Here is a 16,499-nt window from a genome sequence, read left to right as displayed (position 1 = left end):
GGGTGGTAGCGACCGCGGCGAAGACTGACAAGGTGTCGTCATGGCTCGACGACGTACTCCCGAACCCGCCCCCACGCCTGCGCCCGTCCCGGCGCCGCCGTCGCGCGAGGAGACCATCGGCCACGGCCTGTCGTGGACGGCGCGGTGGAGCCTGCGCTTCGTCGGCATCGCCCTCGGGCTGGTGCTGGTCGGACTCGTCATCAAGTACGCCTGGGTGATCATCTTCCCGGTGCTGATGGCCCTGATCCTCTGCACCGTCCTGGCGCCGGTCGCCTCGTTCCTGCGCCGACGCCTCAGGTTCCCCAACGCGCTCGCCGCCGGGGTCACCGTCCTCGGCGCCATCCTCGTGGTCGTCGGGGTCGGCTACACGATCGCGCCGTCGGTGGCCTCGCAGGGCGGCGACATCGTCGACAGCGCCAGCGAGGGGCTCCAGCACGTGCAGGACTGGGTGCAGAGCTCCGACTTCGTCTCCAAGGAGCAGATCGACGCCGGGCTCCAGGGCCTGCAGGAGAAGCTGACCGGGTCCGCCGGCACCATCGCCTCGGGCGTGCTGGTCGGGGTCTCCGCGATCACCAACGGCCTGGTCAACCTGGTGCTGGTGCTGATCCTGACCTTCCTCTTCGTCAAGGACGGCTCCCGGTTCCTGCCGTGGGTACGCCGCCTCGCCGGCCCCACCGCCGGGCGGCACCTCGCCGAGGTCGGCGACCGCGCGTGGGCGACCCTGGGCGGGTTCATCCGGACCCAGGCCCTGGTGTCGCTCATCGACGCCGTCCTCATCGGCGGCGGGCTCCTGCTGATCGGCGTCCCGCTGGCGATCCCGCTGGCTGTCCTCACCTTCTTCGCCGGCTTCGTGCCGATCGTCGGCGCCTTCGTCGCCGGGTCGATCGCCGTCCTCATCGCGCTGGTGTCCAACGGCCCCACCGGCGCCCTGCTGGCGCTCGCGCTCATCGTCGCCGTGCAGCAGGTGGAGGGCAACGTGCTGTCCCCGATCCTGCAGTCCAAGTCGATGAACCTGCACGCCGCCGTCGTGCTGCTGGCCGTCACCCTCGGCGGCACCCTGTTCGGGATCTCGGGCGCCTTCCTCGCCGTGCCCGTCACGGCGGTACTGGCCGTCGTGGTGCGCTACCTCGACGAGGTCGTCGACGCGCGGACCAGGTCCGGCGTCGCGCCACGTCCTTCCGGGGACTGACGCTGCCCTAGACTCGCCGCCAGACGCAGACCGGGAAGTCGGTGCAAGCCCGACACGGTCCTCGCCACTGTGACTGGGGAGCTGCGCCCGAACACGCCACTGGACCGCACGGTCCGGGAAGGCCGGGAACAGCGCTCGACCCAGGAGTCAGGAGACCGCCTGCGTCCATTTCCGCACATGACGATTCCACGAGAGATGGAGCGCAGGACCGATGGACCGACCCCTCGCACGAGCAGACCGACCCACCGTCACCGTCTGCCGCGGCTGCTGCTGCGGCACGACGAAGAAGCGACCGCTGGTCGACCACGCCGCCCGGCTCGACACCCTGCGCACGCTCCTCGGCGACGCCGCGACCGTCCGCGTCACGGACTGCCTCGGGCCGTGCGAGCGCTCCGACGTCGTCGTGGTCAGCCCCTCCCCGGGCGCCCGCCGCGACGGCGCGCGGCCGGTCTGGCTCGGCCTGCTCAACGGACGCCACGAGGCGTCGGCCATCGCCGACTGGGTGCACGCCGGCGGACCGGGCGTCGCCGACCTGCCCGAGAGCCTGCGGCGCTCGCCGTTCCGGCCGTCGTCCACCGCGACGAAGGTGTGATCGTGCGGCACCTCGACACGGACCTGACCTCGCTCGCCGTCTTCCTGGTCGACCGGCTCACCGAGGACCTCGCGCTGCTCTGGGAGCGCGAGTCGTCGCGCGAGGGCGACCTGCTGCGACCCGGGCTCGCCGCCCAGGTCGCGGTCATCGACGAGGTCCTGGTGACCCTGCGATCCGGCCTGCTCCCGCCGCGGCGCGAGCTCCGGCTCCTGCTCTTCGGCTACGGGGCGCACCCCGACTACGACCCGGTCTGGACGCAGCGGCTCTCGAGGTGACAACATCGGCACATGCCGATGACACAGGTGGATGCCGATACTCGACCGATCGCCGAGACTGCGGCGCTGACGGCGGCCGCGTGCCTGTTCAACGGCTTCAGCGACCGCTCGCGGCTCGCCATCGTCCAGCACCTCGCGCTGGGAGAGCACCGGGTGGTCGACCTCGTCCGACACCTGGGCCTTGCCCAGTCGACGGTCTCGCAGCACCTCGGATGCCTCGTCGACTGCGGCATCGCCCAGGTGCGACCGGAGGGGCGAGCCTCGCTCTACTCCCTCACCCACCCGGAGGCGACCATGGACATCCTGGCGTGCGCGGAGCGCATGCTCGCGCTCACCGGCGACGCGGTGACGCTGTGCGGGACCTACGGCGTCGAGGCGCGCCGGCGATGACCACGGACGTCGCCCTCCTGAGCGTCGCCGACCGCCGGCGTCTCGGGCGTCGCGCACAGCTCCTCGCCGGCGCATCAGTGGCCTACAACGTCGTCGAGGCGGCCATCGCCGTGACCGCGGGTCTCGCCGCCGGATCGGTCGCCCTCGTCGGATTCGGGCTGGACTCGGTGGTCGAGGTGTCCAGTGGGCTGGTCATCCTGTGGCAGTTCCGCCACCACCTCCCGGAGACGCGGGAGCGGCAAGCCCTGCGGCTGATGGCCCTGTCGTTCTTCGCACTGGCCGCCTACGTGTCGTTCGAGTCCGTGCGCGCATTGCTCGGCGACCACGACCCCGACAGCTCGCGCGTGGGCATCGGCCTGGCCATCGCCTCGCTGGTGGTCATGCCGTTCCTGTCGTGGGCCCAGCGCCGCACGGGAAGGGCCCTGGGGTCGAACGCCGTCGTGGCGGACTCGACGCAGACCCTGCTGTGCACCTACCTGTCCGCCGTGCTGCTGGTCGGACTGGTGCTCAACGCCACGCTGGGCTGGTCGTGGGCCGATCCGATCGCCGGGCTCGTCATCGCGGCCGTCGCGGTCAGGGAAGGACTGGCGGCGTGGCGGGGCGAGGGGTGCTGCGGGCCGATCAGCTCGTCGCACGCACACCCGACCGCCGAGGCCTCGACGTGCCGGTGCGGCGACGGGTCCTGCTGCTCCCCCGTCAACCTCTCCGACCGGTGAGCAGGTGCTGAAGCACGAGGTCGTGACCCGGTGCGACGCCGTGCTCGCGGTCGAGCTCGCGGACCTGCTCGAGCGGCGTGACGCTCACGTCGACGAGCCCGCCGCGGCGCATGGCGTCGGCGACCTCGTCGATCGAGCGGGCGTCGGCGAGCGGGAGGTGGCCCTCGGGCCGCTCGCCGTAGAGCTCGCCGAGGCCGTCGGTGAACCACAGGCTGTCGGCCATCGCGACGACACCGCCCGGGCGCAGCAGGCGTACCCAGCTCGCGACCGCGGCCTCCGGGTCGCGCAGCGTCCACATCACGTAGCGGCCGACGACGGCGTCGAACGACTGCTCCGCGAAGTCCGGGGCGACGGCGTCGCCGGTGAGGAACCGCGGCGGGGTCATGCCGGAGCCCGCGACGGCGCACGCATCGGACGCTGCGTGCTCGGCCGCGATCTCGAGCATCCCCGGTGACAGGTCGATGCCGGTGACGCGGTGGCCGAGCCCGGCGATCGTCCGCGCGACGTGGCCGCTGCCGGTGCCCACGTCGAGCACGTCGGCCGGTGCCTCCGGCAGGGCCGCCGACCAGATGTCGGCCCACACCGCCACGTCGAGGTCACGGCGCTCGGGGCGCTGCTGGTAGGCGTCGTAGTCGGGTGCGCGACGGGTCCAGTAGTCGTTGATCGAATCCTGGAGCTGCTGCTCGGTCATGCGGGTGCGGTCTCCTGCTGCTGGTGGTGGTGGAGGGGCTGGAAGAGCAGGTGGAGCTGGTCGCCGGTGCGCACGCGCTCCACGCCGATGCCGTAGACCGGTTCGAGCAGCTCGGGCACCAGCACGTCGTCGGCGGGTCCGGCGGAGACGACGCCTCCGTCGCCGAGGAGGACCAGGTCGTCGCAGTAGCGGGCGGCGAGGTTGAGGTCGTGGAGCACGACCACGACGGTGCGGTGCAGGTCGTGGGCGAGCCCGGCGACGAGGCCGAGGACCTCGTGCTGGAAGCGGATGTCGAGGTGGTTGGTCGGCTCGTCGAGGAGCAGGTGGGAGGCCTGCTGGGTCAGCGCGCGGGCGATCAGCACCCGCTGGCGCTCGCCACCGGACAGCCCGGCGAAGGACCGGGTCGCGAGGTGCGAGGCACCCACCCGCGCGAGCGCCTCGGCGGCGACGCGGCGGTCCTCGTCGCCGGTGCGCTGGAACGTCGACAGGTGCGGCCCGCGGCCGAGCAGCACCATCTCGGCGACGGTGAGCGTCGACTCGCCGCCCGCCTCCTGGACGACGACCGCCACCCTCCGCGCGGCCTCGCGCGGTGGCAGCGACGCGAGCGTCTCGCCGTCGACGGTGACAGACCCCGTCGGGCTGTCGAGGGCGCCGTGCAGCAGGCGCAGGAGCGTCGTCTTGCCGCTCCCGTTGGGTCCGATCAGGCCGAGCACGCGGCCGTGCGGCGCGGCGAGCGAGACGGCGTCCAGCACGCGCGACGAGCCGTAGGACCAGGAGAGGTCGTCGGCGACGATCACGAGCCGGGTCCGAACCGCTCGACGATGCGCGCGAGGCCGTCGAACGCCAAGGGGCTCGGCGGCTCGGTGAAGTTGAAGAGCTGCGTCATCACGTCTCCGTTGCGCACGGCCGTGAGCTCGTCGGCGCCTGGCAGGTCGGTGATCGCCTGCTCGACGGGACCGGGGTCGCCCTCGCTGTGCAGCAGGACCAGCACGTCGGGGTCCCGGCCGAGCAGCTCCTCCAGCGTGACCTCGAAGACCCGCTCGTCGACGTCGCCGAAGACGTTCTCGAAGCCGGCGGCCTCGAGCTGCGGGTGCGCCATGCTGCCGGTGCCGTAGGCGTAGGTCGTCCCGCCGCCGACGGTCGGGTAGAGCACGGCGGCGGTGCGGCCGGAGCCCTCCGACCCCACCTCGGCCTCGATCTCCGCCAGCTCGGAGCGGAGGTCGGTGATCGCCTCCTCGGCCTGCTCCTCGCGGCCGAACACCGTTCCGTACGTCTCGAGCTGGTCGTAGACGTCGTCGAAGCCCGGCCGGCCGCCGGTGCCGCAGAGGGCGGGCTCCTCGAGCAGGGGGATGCCGACGGCGTCGAGGGTGTCGCGGGAGAGGTTGTCGACCTGGCCGAGGACGAGGTCGGGCTCCTGCGAGATCACCACCTCCTGCGAGATCTGGAGGTGACCGCTGCTGTCGAGCTCGTCGGTCAGGAGCGGGATGCCGTCGAGCTCGGCGAGTGTCTCGTCGTCGTAGTAGTCGGCGGGGTACTGCCCGGCGCGCGCGGTGACGCGGTCCATCACGCCGAGCTCGTGGAGGAACGGCACGGCCGAGCTCTTCAGCAGCACGACGCGCGCGGGGTCGGCCTCGAAGGTGACGTCGGCCCCGCAGTTCTCGACGGTGACGGGGTACGACCCGGTGCTGGACGAGGTCGGCCGGGACCCCTCGTCGGCCTCGCCGCCGCACGCGGCGAGGGCGCCGGCGAGCAGCAGGGTGGCGGTGATGCGGGTCGGGGCGAGCGGCACTGGTTCTCCTCGGGCGAGTCTGGCGGGTCGGGCCGGTGTCACGCGCTGGTGGCGTGGAGGCGGCGGATGAGGACGAGCAGGAAGGGCGCGCCGACGAGGGAGGTGATGATCCCGATCGGCACCTCCTGCGGCGCGAAGACGGTGCGGGCGAGGATGTCGGCCCAGATCAGCAGGATCGCGCCCATCAGCGCGGCCACGACGACCACGCGGACGTGGGCCCCGCCGACGGCGCGGCGGGCCAGGTGCGGCACCACGAGCCCCACGAACCCGATGCTCCCGGCGGCCGCGACGACCACCCCGACGCACAGAGCGACCACGACGAGCAGCTGCAGCCGGAAGCGCTCGGGCCGTACGCCGAGGGTGTGGGCGGTCTCGTCGCCGACGGCCAGCGCGTCGAGGCGCCGGCCCCAGACGGTGAGGAGCGCGATCGAGAGGAGCACCACGACGGCGACGACCGCGAACGGCAGGTCCCACTGCGCGAGGGCCAGCGAGCCGAGCAGCCAGAACATCACCGACCGGGCGCCCTCCGCAGAGCCCGAGGCGAAGATCAGGAAGCTGGTGAGCGCGTAGAGCGCGTAGCCCACGGCGACCCCCGCCAGCAGCAGCCGCACCGAGGTGACCCTGCCCGCGGTGCGCGCGACGAGGAAGACGAGCAGCGAGGCGGCCAGCGCCCCGAGGAAGGCGGTGACCTGGAGCGCGTGGTCGACGAAGCCGGCGCCGACACCGAAGAGGATCGCGGCCGCGGCACCGCTCGAGGCGCCAGAGTTCACGCCGAGCAGGTAGGGGTCGGCGAGCACGTTGCGGACCATCGCCTGGAGCGCGACGCCGCAGATCGCCAGGCCCGCGCCGACGAGCGCGCCGAGCAGCACCCGCGGGAGGCGGACCTGCCACACGATGGCGTCCACGGGTGCGCTCCACGTGCGCTCCCCCGGCCACCCGAGCAGGTGGTGGGCGACGACCTGGGCGACGGTCCCGGCCGGGACGGAGAAGGCCCCGGTGCCGACCCCGGCGACCATCGTGACGACGAGCCCGAGGACGAGCCCGACCAGCCAGGTCGTCGTACGACGCCGGGTGGCGGCCAGCCCGAGCGGGTCACCCGGGGACTCGGACGTCGGTCTCGGCACCTGGACGGTGTCGGTGGCCACCCGGGCTCCTCGCTCTCGCTTGTTGCAAACAACTTGCAAGAAGGAACCCTAGGCGACAGGGCCCCGCTCCCACGCAGCGGCTCCCTCGTCGAGCGCCAGCACGGCCCCGGCGCCGGCTGCGGCGTCCGGGTCATGCGTCGCCAGCACGACCGCGGCGCCGCGGGCGGCCTCCTCGTGCAGCGCGGCGAGGACCAGCTCGCGGTTGCCGGCGTCGAGCTCGCTGGTCGACTCGTCGGCGAGGAGGACCTCCGGGCGGAGCGCGAGCGCCCGCGCCAGGGCCACCCGCTGCTGCTGGCCGCCGGAGAGCTGGTCGACGAGGTGCTGCTCCGAGCCCGTCAGCCCGACCCGTCCGAGGGCCTCGTCCGTGCGCTGCCACGCCTCGGTCGCGGGCACGCGGTGGGCGAGGAGCGGCACGAGCACGCTCTCGTGGGCCGTGAGGGTGGCCGAGAGGGCGTTGCGCTGCGGCACGAGCACGACTCCTCGCCGTGCGGCCTCGTCGTGGTCGTCCACCACCGACCCGCCCACCCGGACGGTCCCCGTCACGGAGGCCGCGGCGGGCCGGAGCGCCCGGGCGAGGGCCCACAGCAGCGACGACTTGCCGGCTCCCGAGGGGCCGGTCACCGCCACGACCGCACCCGACGGCACGGCGAGGTCGAGGGGGCGTACGGCGACCACGCCGCCCCACGCCACCGACAGCCCGGTCGCCTGCAGGTCGCTCACGGCTCCTCCGCCCTCAGCTCGAAGTGGTCGTCGACCTCGTGCAGCCGCACGAGCGTGCCGGGCGGGAGCCGGTCCAGCGCGTGCCCGGGCAGCGGCAGGAAGCCGTCCGCGGTGACGACGGCGTACTCCTCCCCGCTGCGACCCTCACCACCGATGCGGCCGTCGCGGATGGTGACCGTGCGCGGCAGCACGCGGGCGACCTCGGGATCGTGGGTGACCAGGACGACGGTGGTGCCGTGCGTGCGGTTCACCTCGGTGAGCACCTCGAGCACCCGGTCGCGGGCGGCGTGGTCGAGCTGGCTGGTCGGTTCGTCGCACAGGAGCAGCCCGGGGCGGGTGGACACCGCGGCCGCGACCGCCGCGAGCTGCAGCTCGGCCGGGGTCAGCGCGCCCAGGGGGCGCTCGGTGAGCGCTGCCAGGCCGACCTCGGCGAGCACCTCGTCAGGATCGGGGACCTCCCGGCGCGCGCGGCGGGCCGGCTGCTGGGCGAACCGCACGTTGTCGATCGCGGAGACGTGGGGCAGCAGGTTGCGCGCCGCCCCCTGGAGCATCAGGCCGACGTCGCCGGCGCGCAGCTCGTCGAGGACCTTCGAGCCCACCGCCGACACCTCGGTCTCCCCCACGAAGACCTTGCCGGCACTGGGCCGCAGGATCCCGGCGAGCAGGCTCATCAGGGTCGACTTGCCCGAGCCGGAGGGCCCGAGCAGCCCGACCACCTCCCCCGCCGCGACGTCGAGGTCGACGCCCGACAACGCCGCCACGTCGTGCTCCTCCACGTGGTAGATGTGCACCAGTCCGCGCGTGCGGATCGACAGGCCGCCCGTCATGTCGCCTCCCCTGCCCGCTCGAGGTGTGCGCGGCGCGCCACCGCCAGGCCGGAGACGACCACCGCGACGGGCAGCACGACCGCGCAGGTCGCTGCGACGAGGAGCACGGCGGGCCAGGCGAGGGCGGTGTCGACCACCGGCACCGTCGGCGGATCGGGGAAGAACGCGACGTCGGACATCGCGAGTCTTGCTCCCGCCACCCCGGCTCCGGCACCGGCGAGCACGGCCGCGATGACGGCGGGGAGGTGGGCCCACGCGGCCAGGCGGGCCGTCGTACGACGCCCGGCGCCGTTGAGCCGCAGGATCGCGAGGTCCCGTGACCGGGACCGCCAGCCGATGACGGCCAGGACGAGCAGGACCAGCACCGCGACCAGGACGACGACCGGGCCCACGACGGCACCGAGCGCCAGGCTCCAGGTGGGGACGGTGTGGGAGTAGGACCGGCTGATCGCGGAGTGACGGCGCACGTCGGTCACGGAGACCCCGCTCGCACGCAGGGAGTCCTCGACGTCGGCCACCAGGGCGGGGTCGTCGTCGAGCCACACCTGGAGGAGCGCGTCGAAGGTGATGTCGCGACCGCGGGTGGCGGCGTCGAGGTCCACCAGCGCCGACCGCGCGGGCATCGCCGGGAGCAGGGTGGTGCGCCCCACGACGTCGGCCGCGCGGTCGCTGCCGTCGACCCCGGTGACGACCAGGTCGTCTGCGCCGCGGCCCGACGGCACGATCGCGTGGAGCGTCGGCGGGATCCAGGCCGGGGTGAGGTCCACCGGGTAGAAACCGCGGACGCTCACGAGCAGGGTGAGCGCGTCGGCCGGGTCGCCGGCGACCGGGCGCAGCACGGTGTGCTCGTCCTCGCTGGCGTTCCAGTCCTCGGCCGAGGTCCCCAGGTCGACCGGCGCCCCGTCGACTCGCAGCCCGCCGAACCTGAGCCCACCCGTCGTGATCGAGCCCTGGGCGGCACTCATCTGGATCGCCGCGAGCCGGCAGCCCGCGCCGCACATCGGCATCCTCCCCGTCAGCGTCGCCCGGGTGCCGGCGGCCGGGACCGGACCGAGCGGCACCGTGTGGCGTACGCCGGTCGTGGCGGTGACGACGAGCGCGAGGCGCAGCTCGGACGGCACCGCGAGGACGTCCTGGACGGCGAAGTCGTCCGCTGCCTCCACCACGAGGGAGACCCGCGACCCGGTCAGCTCCACGGCCGGGTGCCCGGGCGGCTCGATCGCGCGCCACTCCTCCGCGGTCGGGGCGCCGCGCGGGAAGTAGGCGATCCTGTGGAACGGCTCGGGGTCCACGGCCAGCGTGCCGTCGGCGAGGACGACGGGCGTGGCCCGCTCTGCCGTCGGGTCGGCGGCCGCCAGCGCCGTCCGCACCCGGTCGAGGTCGTGCCCCTCGATCGCGAGCACGACCGGCGCCCCGGCGTCGTGCTCGCTCGCGTTGGCGCGGTTGCGCTCGCCGACGACGAGGGCGTCGAGGGAGAACACGGCGAGGGCCGAGGCCACGGTGAGGACGGCGACGAGGACGCGGGTCTCGCGGCGGCGACCGAGGTCGAGCAGCGTCAGGCCCGTGACGAGCCGGCCCCGCCGGAGGAACCACCGACCCACCCTGGTCCCCACGGGCGCCACGACGTGGCTGAGGAGAAGACCGACGACGAGGGCGAGCAGGGCCGGGCCGGCCAGCGCGGCCGCGCCCGTGAGACTCCCGGCGACGAAGGCGAGCGCGCCGGTCCCGGCCGCGGCGAGCAGCACGGCGTCCGTCGCGCCGAGCCGCCAGCTGCCCCCGCCGGAGCGACCGCTGCGCACCAGTGCGTCGAGGGGCTCGCGGGCCACCCGCACGGCAGCGGCGAGCGTCGTCAGCACCAGGGCGAGGACGGCGACGAGCACCGCGGTCACGAGCCCGGGCGCGAGCTCGAGGGCGGCGGGCCCCGGGAGCAGCGTGCGTACGACCACGCCGCCGGCGAGTGCGATCGCCACGCCCGGGACGACCCCGGCGAGCAGCACCGGCAGCAGCTCGACCAGCAGCAGCCCCACGGCGCCGGCCGGACCCCTGCCCCGCAGCCGGGCCACCGCCACCTCCCCACGGCGCTGCTGGGTCGCCGCGACGAGGACCAGCCAGAGGACGAAGACGGCCAGCACGGCGAGCGGCGCCAGCAGCAACGGGACCGTGCGGGCACCGAGCGCGGCCTGGTCGCGCACGTCCTCGGCCGCGTCGTCGACGCTGCTGAGGACGCGGAGGTCGTCGCCCTGCCCGCGGACGTCCTCCGCCCAGGCATCGAGGGAGCTGTCGAGCGCGAACAGGTCGTCCACGTCGGTGCCCGACGGGACCAGCGCACCGGCCCGTGACGACTCGGCGGGCAGGACGGCCGCGTCGGTGAACGTCTCCTCGGCGGTCACCCAGGCGTCGTGCGCGGCGGACGGGTCGGTCCCGCCGGCGGCCGGCATCGAGGTGCCGACGAGCCGGAGGCCCTGCCACCAGTCGCCGCCCGCGACCGCGTAGGTGCCGACCACCTCGAGCGGGAGGTCCGGGCCCTCCTCGGCCGGGGCGACCGCCAGGGACGAGCCGACGGTGAGGCCGAAGTGATCGACGTCCGCCTCGCTGACCAGGATCTCGCCCGACGCCTCCGGGCACCTGCCGCTGAGCAGCCGGAGGTGGTCGCACGCGCCGTCACGCCACACCAGCAGGCCGTTGGGCGGGACCTCGCCGGTCGTCGGGCTCACGAGGGCGCGTCGCTCCAGCACCGCCGGACCGAGGCGGGCCGCCACTCCGGCAGGCACCATCGCCTCCAGCTCGTGGGGATCGCGCGCCTCGGTCGTGCCGATCGCGTTGACCGCCGACGCCGACTCGAGGACGACCACCCGGTCGCCGGGTCCCTGCTGGGCGACCAGGGTGTCGACGAGGGCCTGCTGCATCGCGCGGTCGTAGACGGGCGCGAAGGCGGTGCACGCCGTGACGAGCGCCGAGACGGCGAGCAGCGCGGCCGCCTGGCCGCGGCGGTGCCCGACGGCCGATCGCCACGCGTGCCGGAGGGGCGACCACCCGGGTGCGCGCGGAGAACGCCTGCCCCTCATGGCCACGCCCTCCTCGTCCTGCGGTGCCCGGAGCGTACTGGGACGCCCGGGACGCCTCCACCGCCGCGGCGAAAAGCGGTCGCGTCGCGTCGTGCGGCCTGCCTAGGGTCTCCGGCATGGGTTCCCTTCACGTCGCCGCCTTCGCGGCGGTCCGCGACCGCCGCGCCTGACGGCGCGACGTCACTCCCGCGCCGTCACCGAGACGTCCTCGCACCTCGGAGCGGCACCTGCGCGACCCGTCCCGGTCGCGCACCCTCGCACCAGGTGCTCCCCACCAGACCCGGGAGCACATCCCCATGCCTCGATCCAGACATGGCGGCCGGCACGAGCTCGGCCAGAACTTCCTGCACCACGCACCGACCCTCCGGCGCATCGGCGAGCTCGTCGACGACACGGTCGGCCCGATCCTCGAGATCGGCTCGGGTGACGGCGCCGTCACCCGGGTCCTCGTCGGACGCGGACGCGACGTCACCGCGGTCGAGCTCGACGAGCACCGCGCACGACGGCTCCGCCGCGACCTGCCCACCGCGCGCGTCGAGCACGCCGACGCCCTCCGCCGACCGTTCGACCTCCCCGTCGTGGTCGGCAACGTCCCCTTCCACCTGACCACGCCGATCCTGCGCCGCCTCCTGCGCGAGCAGACGTGGCAGCACGCGCTCCTGCTCGTCCAGTGGGAGGTGGCCCGGAAGCGGGCAGGCGTCGGCGGCGGCACGATGATGACCGCGCAGGCGGCACCGTGGTTCGTGTTCGGGCTCGCGGGACGGGTCCCTGCTCACGGATTCGCCCCCCAGCCGTCGGTCGACGGCGGCCTGCTGCGGATCGACCGACGGGCCGAGCCGCTGGTCGCGCACGGCGAGCGGACGGCGTACGACGCCTTCGTGCACGCCGTCTTCACCGGCCGCGGCGGCGGCCTCGACCGCGTCCTGCAGGGCGCGACCCGAGCCGACGGGCGGAGCGTGCGCCGGGCGATGGCCCGGGCCGAGGTCGACCGGCGCAGCCTGCCGCGCCACCTGGGGCCGCCGCAGTGGGCGCACCTCTGGCACGAGCTCGGCCGGTGAGCCGTTCTGCTCTCAGCAGAACGGGACGGCGTGCGCGGCAGGTGGTGGCTACATTCGGTGCATGGGCGAGATCCTGCGGTTCCCGGCACCCCAGTCCGACGACCGTCCCGAGGGCCGGTCCGACGCGAGCCCGGCGGCTCCCGAACCGCTGTGGCGCGAGCTGGTCGGGGCAGAGCTGCACCGCGAGCGCACCGGGCGCGGGGAGCGCCTCGTCGACGTGGCGACGCGCGCCGGCGTCTCCATGCAGTACCTCTCCGAGGTGGAGCGCGGCCTCAAGGACCCGTCGTCGGAGATGCTCCAGGCGATCGCCGGTGCCCTCGACCTCAGCGTCCGCGAGCTCGCGACCCGCACCGCGCGCCCCGAGGCGCTCGCGCTCGCTGCGTGAAGCCTCAGCTGATCGCCGACACCTGCTCGTGGAGGACGGTGTCGACGATGCCGTAGTCGACGGCCGCCGCACCCGGCAGGACGAGGGTGCGGTCGGTGTCCTGGCGGACCTGCTCGACCGTCCTGCCGGTGTGCCGGGCCAGCACCTCCTCGAGCTCGAGGCGGACCCGGGCGACCTCGTCGGCCTCGAGGATCAGGTCGGGGATCGTGCCGCGTCCCTGGGTCGCGGGCTGGTGGAGCACGACCCGTCCGTGGGGCAGGATCGCGCGAGCGCCGGGCGCTCCCCCGGCCAGCAGGACCGCGGCCGTCCAGGCCGCCTGGCCGACGCACACCGTCTCGACGGACGGCTTCACGAACTGCATCGCGTCGTAGATCGCGAGCATCGCCGAGATCGAGCCGCCCGGTGAGTTGATGTAGAGGCTGATCGGGAGCTCGGGGTTCTCCGAGGACAGGTGCAGCATCTGCGCGATCACCGCGTTGGCGACGCCGTCGTCGATCTCGGTGCCGAGGTAGACGATGCGCTCGGACAGCAGCCGGGAGTAGAGGTCGAGGGTCCGCTCGCCGCGCGGCGTGGTCTGGACGACGTACGGGATCGTGTAGCTGCTCATCGCGCACCCGCCAGACCGACGGGCCGCCCGGACCCCGGCGTCACGTGATCGACCGACGTGACCACCTGGTCCACGAAGCCGTAGGCGAGCGCCTCCTCGGCGCTGAACCACCGGTCGCGCCGCGAGTCCCGCTCGATCGTGTCGCGGTCCTGCCCGGTGTGCCCGGCGACCAGCCCGATGACGGTGTCGCGGGTGAGGCGCAGGTCGTCGGCCTGGATCTCGATGTCGACGGCCGTGCCGCCGATCCCCGCGGAGCCCTGGTGGAGCAGGACGCGCGAGTGCGGGAGGGCGTACCTCTTGCCGGGCGTGCCCGCCGACAGCAGGAACTGCCCGGCGCTCGCGGCCATCCCCATCGCCAGCGTGCTGACGTCGTTGGGGATCAGCTGCATGACGTCGTGGATGGCGAGCATGGCCGAGACCGACCCGCCGGGCGAGTTGATCCAGAGGCTGATGTCGGCGCGCGGGTCCTCGGCGGAGAGGAGCAGCAGCTGGTGCATCAGGCGGTTGCCGTTGCCCTCATCCAGGGCCTCGCCCAGCACGATGACGCGTTGGTGCATGAGGCGGCGGACAAGCTCGTCCTCGATGCGTTCTGACGTGGGAGTGATGGTCATGCCTCCACGGTGACGGGCACGGGCCGTGCGCCACAGGGTGCTCTGCTGGCCGCGGATCCGCTGTGGGCGGAGCGGCCCTCACCCGACCCGTCGTACGACGTCGCGCGCGGCGGCCAGCACCTGCTCGGGGTGCGACAGGTGGACGCCGTGCTCGGCCCCGGGCCACTGGAGCAGCGGTGCGTCGAGCCGTGCGGCGAGGCGCACGTGGGCCCGGTGCATCCGCTCCCCGGCGTCGCGGTCCGCGGCGACGACCACCGCGGGGACCGTCGGCAGGCGCGACTCGTCGAACGCGACGGCAGCCCTGGCGAGCCCGCGGACGACGCGCCTCAGCCCGCGCGAGCCGCGGATCGCGGCCACGGTGGCGAGGCCCTCGATCTGGAGCGCCTCGACGGTGTCGTTCACCGGCGTCGGGTCGAGCAGCACGAGACCGGCGACGTCGTCGGGGAACGCGCAGGCCGTCATCGCGGCGACCGCGCCACCGAGGCTCTGCCCGACCAGCACGGCGGGCCCCAGGTCGTGCTCGCCGAGCATGCGGTGGAGCGCGGTCGGTGCCTCGGTCAGCCGGCCGCCCCGTGGCCGGTCCCACAGCACCACGCGACAGCACGGGTCCGCGACCAGGCCCTCGACCAGGCGCGGGGCGAAGCCCTCGGCTGCGTCGGACCCACCGGGCAGCAGCACGACGACCGGCCCGGCGGTGCCGACGACGCGCATCAGGCCTCGAAGACCGGCTCGCCGTCGACCCACGTGGACACGACGCGCGCGGCGCCGATCTCGTCGGGCGCGGCGAAGGGGTCGCGGTCGAGCACCACGAGGTCGGCGACCGCGCCGACGGCGATCCGGCCGGCATCGTCACGATGGTTCACCCAGGCGGAGCCGCTCGTGTAGGCCGCGAACGCGGCCTCGATCGGGAGCGCCTGCTCGGGCAGGAACGGGTCCGTGCCGGCCGGTGCGGGCTCGTCGTACGCCGTCCGGTGCACCGCGGTGTGGATCGCGGCGAGGGGGTCGGGGGTGCTCACCGGCCAGTCGCTGCCGGCGACCAGCCGGGCGCCCGCGCGGTGGAGGTCGCCGAAGGGGTACTGCCGCGCGGCCCGCTCCTCCCCCAGGAACGGGATCGTCAGCTCGGTCATCTGCGCGTCGAGGCACGCCCACAGGGCCTGGAGGTTGGCGGCGACGCCGAGGTCGGCGAAGCGTCGTACGTCGTCGGGGTGCACGAGCTGGAGGTGGGCGATGTGGTGGCGCCGCGCGGGGTCCGTGCCCTCGAAGGCGTCGAGCGCCTCGCGCACGCCGCGGTCACCGAGGCCGTGGACGTGCACCTGGAAGCCGTGCGCGTCGAGTGCCCGCACGTGGCCGCGGAGCTCCACCGGGTCGACGAACGAGATGCCGGTGTTGTGCGTCGCGTGGCCGCAGCGGTCGAGGTAGGGATCGACCAGCGCGGCCGTGCCGTTCTCGGCGACGCCGTCCTGCATCACCTTGACCGCCGTCGCGGCGAACCTGCCGCGGGAGTAGTCCGCGCGCTTCGCGACCAGGTCGTCGACCTGCTCGGCGCCGCGGTCGCGCTCCCACCAGAGTGCGCCGACGACGGTGCCGGTGAGGTCCCCGCTGGCCGCGGCGCGGGCGTACGTCGGCCCGCCGTCGCGCATGTTCGAGTAGGTGCCGACGATCGCGTCCTGCCAACCGGTGACGCCCAGCGAGTGGAGGAACCGCTGGCCCTCCATCAGCCCGGCGTGCATCGCGTCGTCGTCCGCGACGGGCACGACGCCCGCGAGCAGGTCCATCGCGCCCTCGTGCAGGCAGCCGGTCGGCTCGCCGTCGGCGTCGCGCTCGATGCGGCCGTCGTGCGGGTCGGGGGTGTCGCGGGTGATCCCGGCGAGCTCGAGCGCTCGGGAGCTGACCCACATGCCGTGGTGGTCGCGGTTGACCAGCGCCACCGGACGGTCGGGGACGACCTCGTCCAGCGCGCTCGCCGTCGGCAGTCCACCCGGGAACGCGGCCATCGCCCAGCCACCGCCCTGGATCCACGGCTGGTCCGGGTGGTCGTGCGCGAAGGCCCGGACGTGCGAGAGGTACGCCGCGCTGTCCACCGCGAGCTCGCTCAGGTCGCAGCCCAGTCTCTCGAGGCCGCCCTGGATCGGGTGCACGTGGGCGTCGACGAAGCCGGGCAGCAGGAGCCCTCCCGCGACGTCGACCACCCGGGCGCCGGCCGGTGCCGCGTCCGGGCCCACCGCCGTGATCCGCCCGCCCTCGACGACCACGTCACCCACCGCCCCGCGATGGGTGAAGCCGTCGAAGACCGTCGCGTTCCGGAAGACCGTGGGGCTCACGCGGACATCCTGCACCGACCCGGCCGCCATCTCTCCTCGTTGGTCGAGGAGGGCGCTCCGGCGCCCGTCACGAGACCAGACCATCTCTTGATCGAACCTCGCACCTCCGACCATGGCC

Annotated in this window: 18 protein-coding genes and 1 riboswitch; of the genes, 7 read left to right on the top strand and 11 right to left on the bottom strand. The window is 74.3% G+C overall.

Annotation, left to right across the window (positions count from 1 at the left end):
* Positions 1–40: 40 nt before the first annotated feature.
* From BLV76_RS16160 to BLV76_RS16140, 5 genes are all read left to right on the top strand, one after another.
* A complete protein-coding gene (locus tag BLV76_RS16160; RefSeq protein ID WP_090970235.1) occupies positions 41–1,189 on the top strand; it encodes an AI-2E family transporter in 1,149 nt (382 codons plus the stop codon).
* Between the two features lie 31 nt (positions 1,190–1,220).
* Positions 1,221–1,347: riboswitch (cobalamin riboswitch) on the top strand.
* Between the two features lie 53 nt (positions 1,348–1,400).
* Entirely contained in the window at positions 1,401–1,781 is a 381-nt protein-coding gene (locus tag BLV76_RS16155) for a hypothetical protein (RefSeq protein WP_090970233.1), read from the top strand.
* A gap of 2 nt (positions 1,782–1,783) precedes the next feature.
* Positions 1,784–2,056 (top strand): hypothetical protein, encoded by a 273-nt coding sequence (locus BLV76_RS16150; protein WP_139306602.1) that lies wholly within the window; start codon positions 1,784–1,786, stop codon positions 2,054–2,056.
* 12 nt (positions 2,057–2,068) lie between these two features.
* Entirely contained in the window at positions 2,069–2,446 is a 378-nt protein-coding gene (locus tag BLV76_RS16145; RefSeq protein ID WP_217630365.1) for an ArsR/SmtB family transcription factor, read from the top strand.
* Positions 2,443–3,162 (top strand): cation diffusion facilitator family transporter, encoded by a 720-nt coding sequence (locus tag BLV76_RS16140; protein WP_090970229.1) that lies wholly within the window; start codon positions 2,443–2,445, stop codon positions 3,160–3,162. The genes BLV76_RS16145 and BLV76_RS16140 overlap by 4 nt, the downstream gene beginning before the upstream one ends.
* Here BLV76_RS16140 and BLV76_RS16135 read toward each other — a convergent pair.
* The 7 genes from BLV76_RS16135 to BLV76_RS16105 all read right to left on the bottom strand — a co-directional run bounded on the left by BLV76_RS16135 (position 3,143) and on the right by BLV76_RS16105 (position 11,399).
* Complete coding sequence (locus BLV76_RS16135) at positions 3,143–3,853, bottom strand: class I SAM-dependent methyltransferase (RefSeq protein WP_090970227.1); 711 nt, start codon at positions 3,851–3,853, stop codon at positions 3,143–3,145. The two genes, BLV76_RS16140 and BLV76_RS16135, sit on opposite strands and share 20 nt — an antisense overlap.
* Positions 3,850–4,650 (bottom strand): ABC transporter ATP-binding protein, encoded by an 801-nt coding sequence (locus BLV76_RS16130; protein ID WP_090970225.1) that lies wholly within the window; start codon positions 4,648–4,650, stop codon positions 3,850–3,852. Before BLV76_RS16130 ends, BLV76_RS16135 begins: the two co-directional genes overlap by 4 nt.
* Positions 4,647–5,642, bottom strand: a complete 996-nt coding sequence (locus BLV76_RS16125) for an ABC transporter substrate-binding protein (RefSeq protein WP_175539703.1) — start codon at positions 5,640–5,642, stop codon at positions 4,647–4,649. Before BLV76_RS16125 ends, BLV76_RS16130 begins: the two co-directional genes overlap by 4 nt.
* 38 nt (positions 5,643–5,680) lie before the next feature.
* Positions 5,681–6,724, bottom strand: coding sequence for a FecCD family ABC transporter permease (locus BLV76_RS16120; RefSeq protein WP_425433742.1), 1,044 nt, complete (start codon positions 6,722–6,724; stop codon positions 5,681–5,683).
* Between the two features lie 111 nt (positions 6,725–6,835).
* Positions 6,836–7,507 carry an ATP-binding cassette domain-containing protein gene (locus BLV76_RS16115; RefSeq protein ID WP_090970221.1) on the bottom strand — a complete coding sequence of 224 codons (672 nt, stop codon included), beginning with the start codon at positions 7,505–7,507 and terminating at the stop codon, positions 6,836–6,838.
* Positions 7,504–8,334 (bottom strand): ABC transporter ATP-binding protein, encoded by an 831-nt coding sequence (locus BLV76_RS16110; RefSeq protein WP_090970219.1) that lies wholly within the window; start codon positions 8,332–8,334, stop codon positions 7,504–7,506. Before BLV76_RS16110 ends, BLV76_RS16115 begins: the two co-directional genes overlap by 4 nt.
* The gene (locus tag BLV76_RS16105) at positions 8,331–11,399 is read right to left on the bottom strand and encodes an FtsX-like permease family protein (RefSeq protein WP_139306601.1); all 3,069 of its coding nucleotides are present in this window, start codon (positions 11,397–11,399) and stop codon (positions 8,331–8,333) included. The genes BLV76_RS16110 and BLV76_RS16105 overlap by 4 nt, the downstream gene beginning before the upstream one ends.
* 296 nt (positions 11,400–11,695) lie before the next feature.
* Here BLV76_RS16105 and erm point away from each other — a divergent pair, with 296 nt between their 5' ends.
* Together erm and BLV76_RS16095 are read left to right on the top strand one after the other, a co-directional pair.
* Positions 11,696–12,457, top strand: coding sequence for a 23S ribosomal RNA methyltransferase Erm (erm, locus tag BLV76_RS16100; protein ID WP_090970213.1), 762 nt, complete (start codon positions 11,696–11,698; stop codon positions 12,455–12,457).
* Between the two features lie 61 nt (positions 12,458–12,518).
* Complete coding sequence (locus tag BLV76_RS16095; protein WP_090970211.1) at positions 12,519–12,842, top strand: helix-turn-helix domain-containing protein; 324 nt, start codon at positions 12,519–12,521, stop codon at positions 12,840–12,842.
* A 4-nt stretch (positions 12,843–12,846) separates the two neighbouring features.
* On the opposite strand, the gene BLV76_RS16090 is transcribed toward BLV76_RS16095, so the two are convergent.
* The 4 genes from BLV76_RS16090 to BLV76_RS16075 all read right to left on the bottom strand — a co-directional run bounded on the left by BLV76_RS16090 (position 12,847) and on the right by BLV76_RS16075 (position 16,381).
* Positions 12,847–13,449 (bottom strand): ClpP family protease, encoded by a 603-nt coding sequence (locus BLV76_RS16090; RefSeq protein WP_090970209.1) that lies wholly within the window; start codon positions 13,447–13,449, stop codon positions 12,847–12,849.
* Entirely contained in the window at positions 13,446–14,060 is a 615-nt protein-coding gene (locus tag BLV76_RS16085) for a ClpP family protease (RefSeq protein WP_090970207.1), read from the bottom strand. Before BLV76_RS16085 ends, BLV76_RS16090 begins: the two co-directional genes overlap by 4 nt.
* A gap of 78 nt (positions 14,061–14,138) precedes the next feature.
* Positions 14,139–14,771, bottom strand: coding sequence for an alpha/beta fold hydrolase (locus BLV76_RS16080; RefSeq protein ID WP_090970205.1), 633 nt, complete (start codon positions 14,769–14,771; stop codon positions 14,139–14,141).
* A complete protein-coding gene (locus BLV76_RS16075) occupies positions 14,771–16,381 on the bottom strand; it encodes an amidohydrolase (protein WP_245734705.1) in 1,611 nt (536 codons plus the stop codon). The genes BLV76_RS16080 and BLV76_RS16075 overlap by 1 nt, the downstream gene beginning before the upstream one ends.
* Positions 16,382–16,499 lie beyond the last annotated feature (118 nt).

This window comes from Nocardioides exalbidus, from assembly GCF_900105585.1.
GTDB classification, from domain to species: Bacteria; Actinomycetota; Actinomycetes; order Propionibacteriales; family Nocardioidaceae; genus Nocardioides; species Nocardioides exalbidus.
Note: the sequence above shows the minus strand (reverse complement) of the source record. Positions and strands in the feature narration are given on the sequence as shown.

What these genes read in the sequence shown, in the direction of transcription:
- BLV76_RS16160 (WP_090970235.1), top strand. Translation starts at nt 41, where the DNA reads ATGGCTCGACGACGTACTCCCGAACCCGCCCCCACGCCTGCGCCCGTC.
- BLV76_RS16155 (WP_090970233.1), top strand. Translation starts at nt 1,401, where the DNA reads ATGGACCGACCCCTCGCACGAGCAGACCGACCCACCGTCACCGTCTGC.
- BLV76_RS16145 (WP_217630365.1), top strand. Translation starts at nt 2,069, where the DNA reads ATGCCGATGACACAGGTGGATGCCGATACTCGACCGATCGCCGAGACT.
- BLV76_RS16140 (WP_090970229.1), top strand. Translation starts at nt 2,443, where the DNA reads ATGACCACGGACGTCGCCCTCCTGAGCGTCGCCGACCGCCGGCGTCTC.
- BLV76_RS16135 (WP_090970227.1), bottom strand. Translation starts at nt 3,853, where the DNA reads ATGACCGAGCAGCAGCTCCAGGATTCGATCAACGACTACTGGACCCGT.
- BLV76_RS16110 (WP_090970219.1), bottom strand. Translation starts at nt 8,334, where the DNA reads ATGACGGGCGGCCTGTCGATCCGCACGCGCGGACTGGTGCACATCTAC.
- BLV76_RS16105 (WP_139306601.1), bottom strand. Translation starts at nt 11,399, where the DNA reads ATGAGGGGCAGGCGTTCTCCGCGCGCACCCGGGTGGTCGCCCCTCCGG.
- erm (WP_090970213.1), top strand. Translation starts at nt 11,696, where the DNA reads ATGCCTCGATCCAGACATGGCGGCCGGCACGAGCTCGGCCAGAACTTC.
- BLV76_RS16095 (WP_090970211.1), top strand. Translation starts at nt 12,519, where the DNA reads ATGGGCGAGATCCTGCGGTTCCCGGCACCCCAGTCCGACGACCGTCCC.
- BLV76_RS16090 (WP_090970209.1), bottom strand. Translation starts at nt 13,449, where the DNA reads ATGAGCAGCTACACGATCCCGTACGTCGTCCAGACCACGCCGCGCGGC.
- BLV76_RS16085 (WP_090970207.1), bottom strand. Translation starts at nt 14,060, where the DNA reads ATGACCATCACTCCCACGTCAGAACGCATCGAGGACGAGCTTGTCCGC.
- BLV76_RS16080 (WP_090970205.1), bottom strand. Translation starts at nt 14,771, where the DNA reads ATGCGCGTCGTCGGCACCGCCGGGCCGGTCGTCGTGCTGCTGCCCGGT.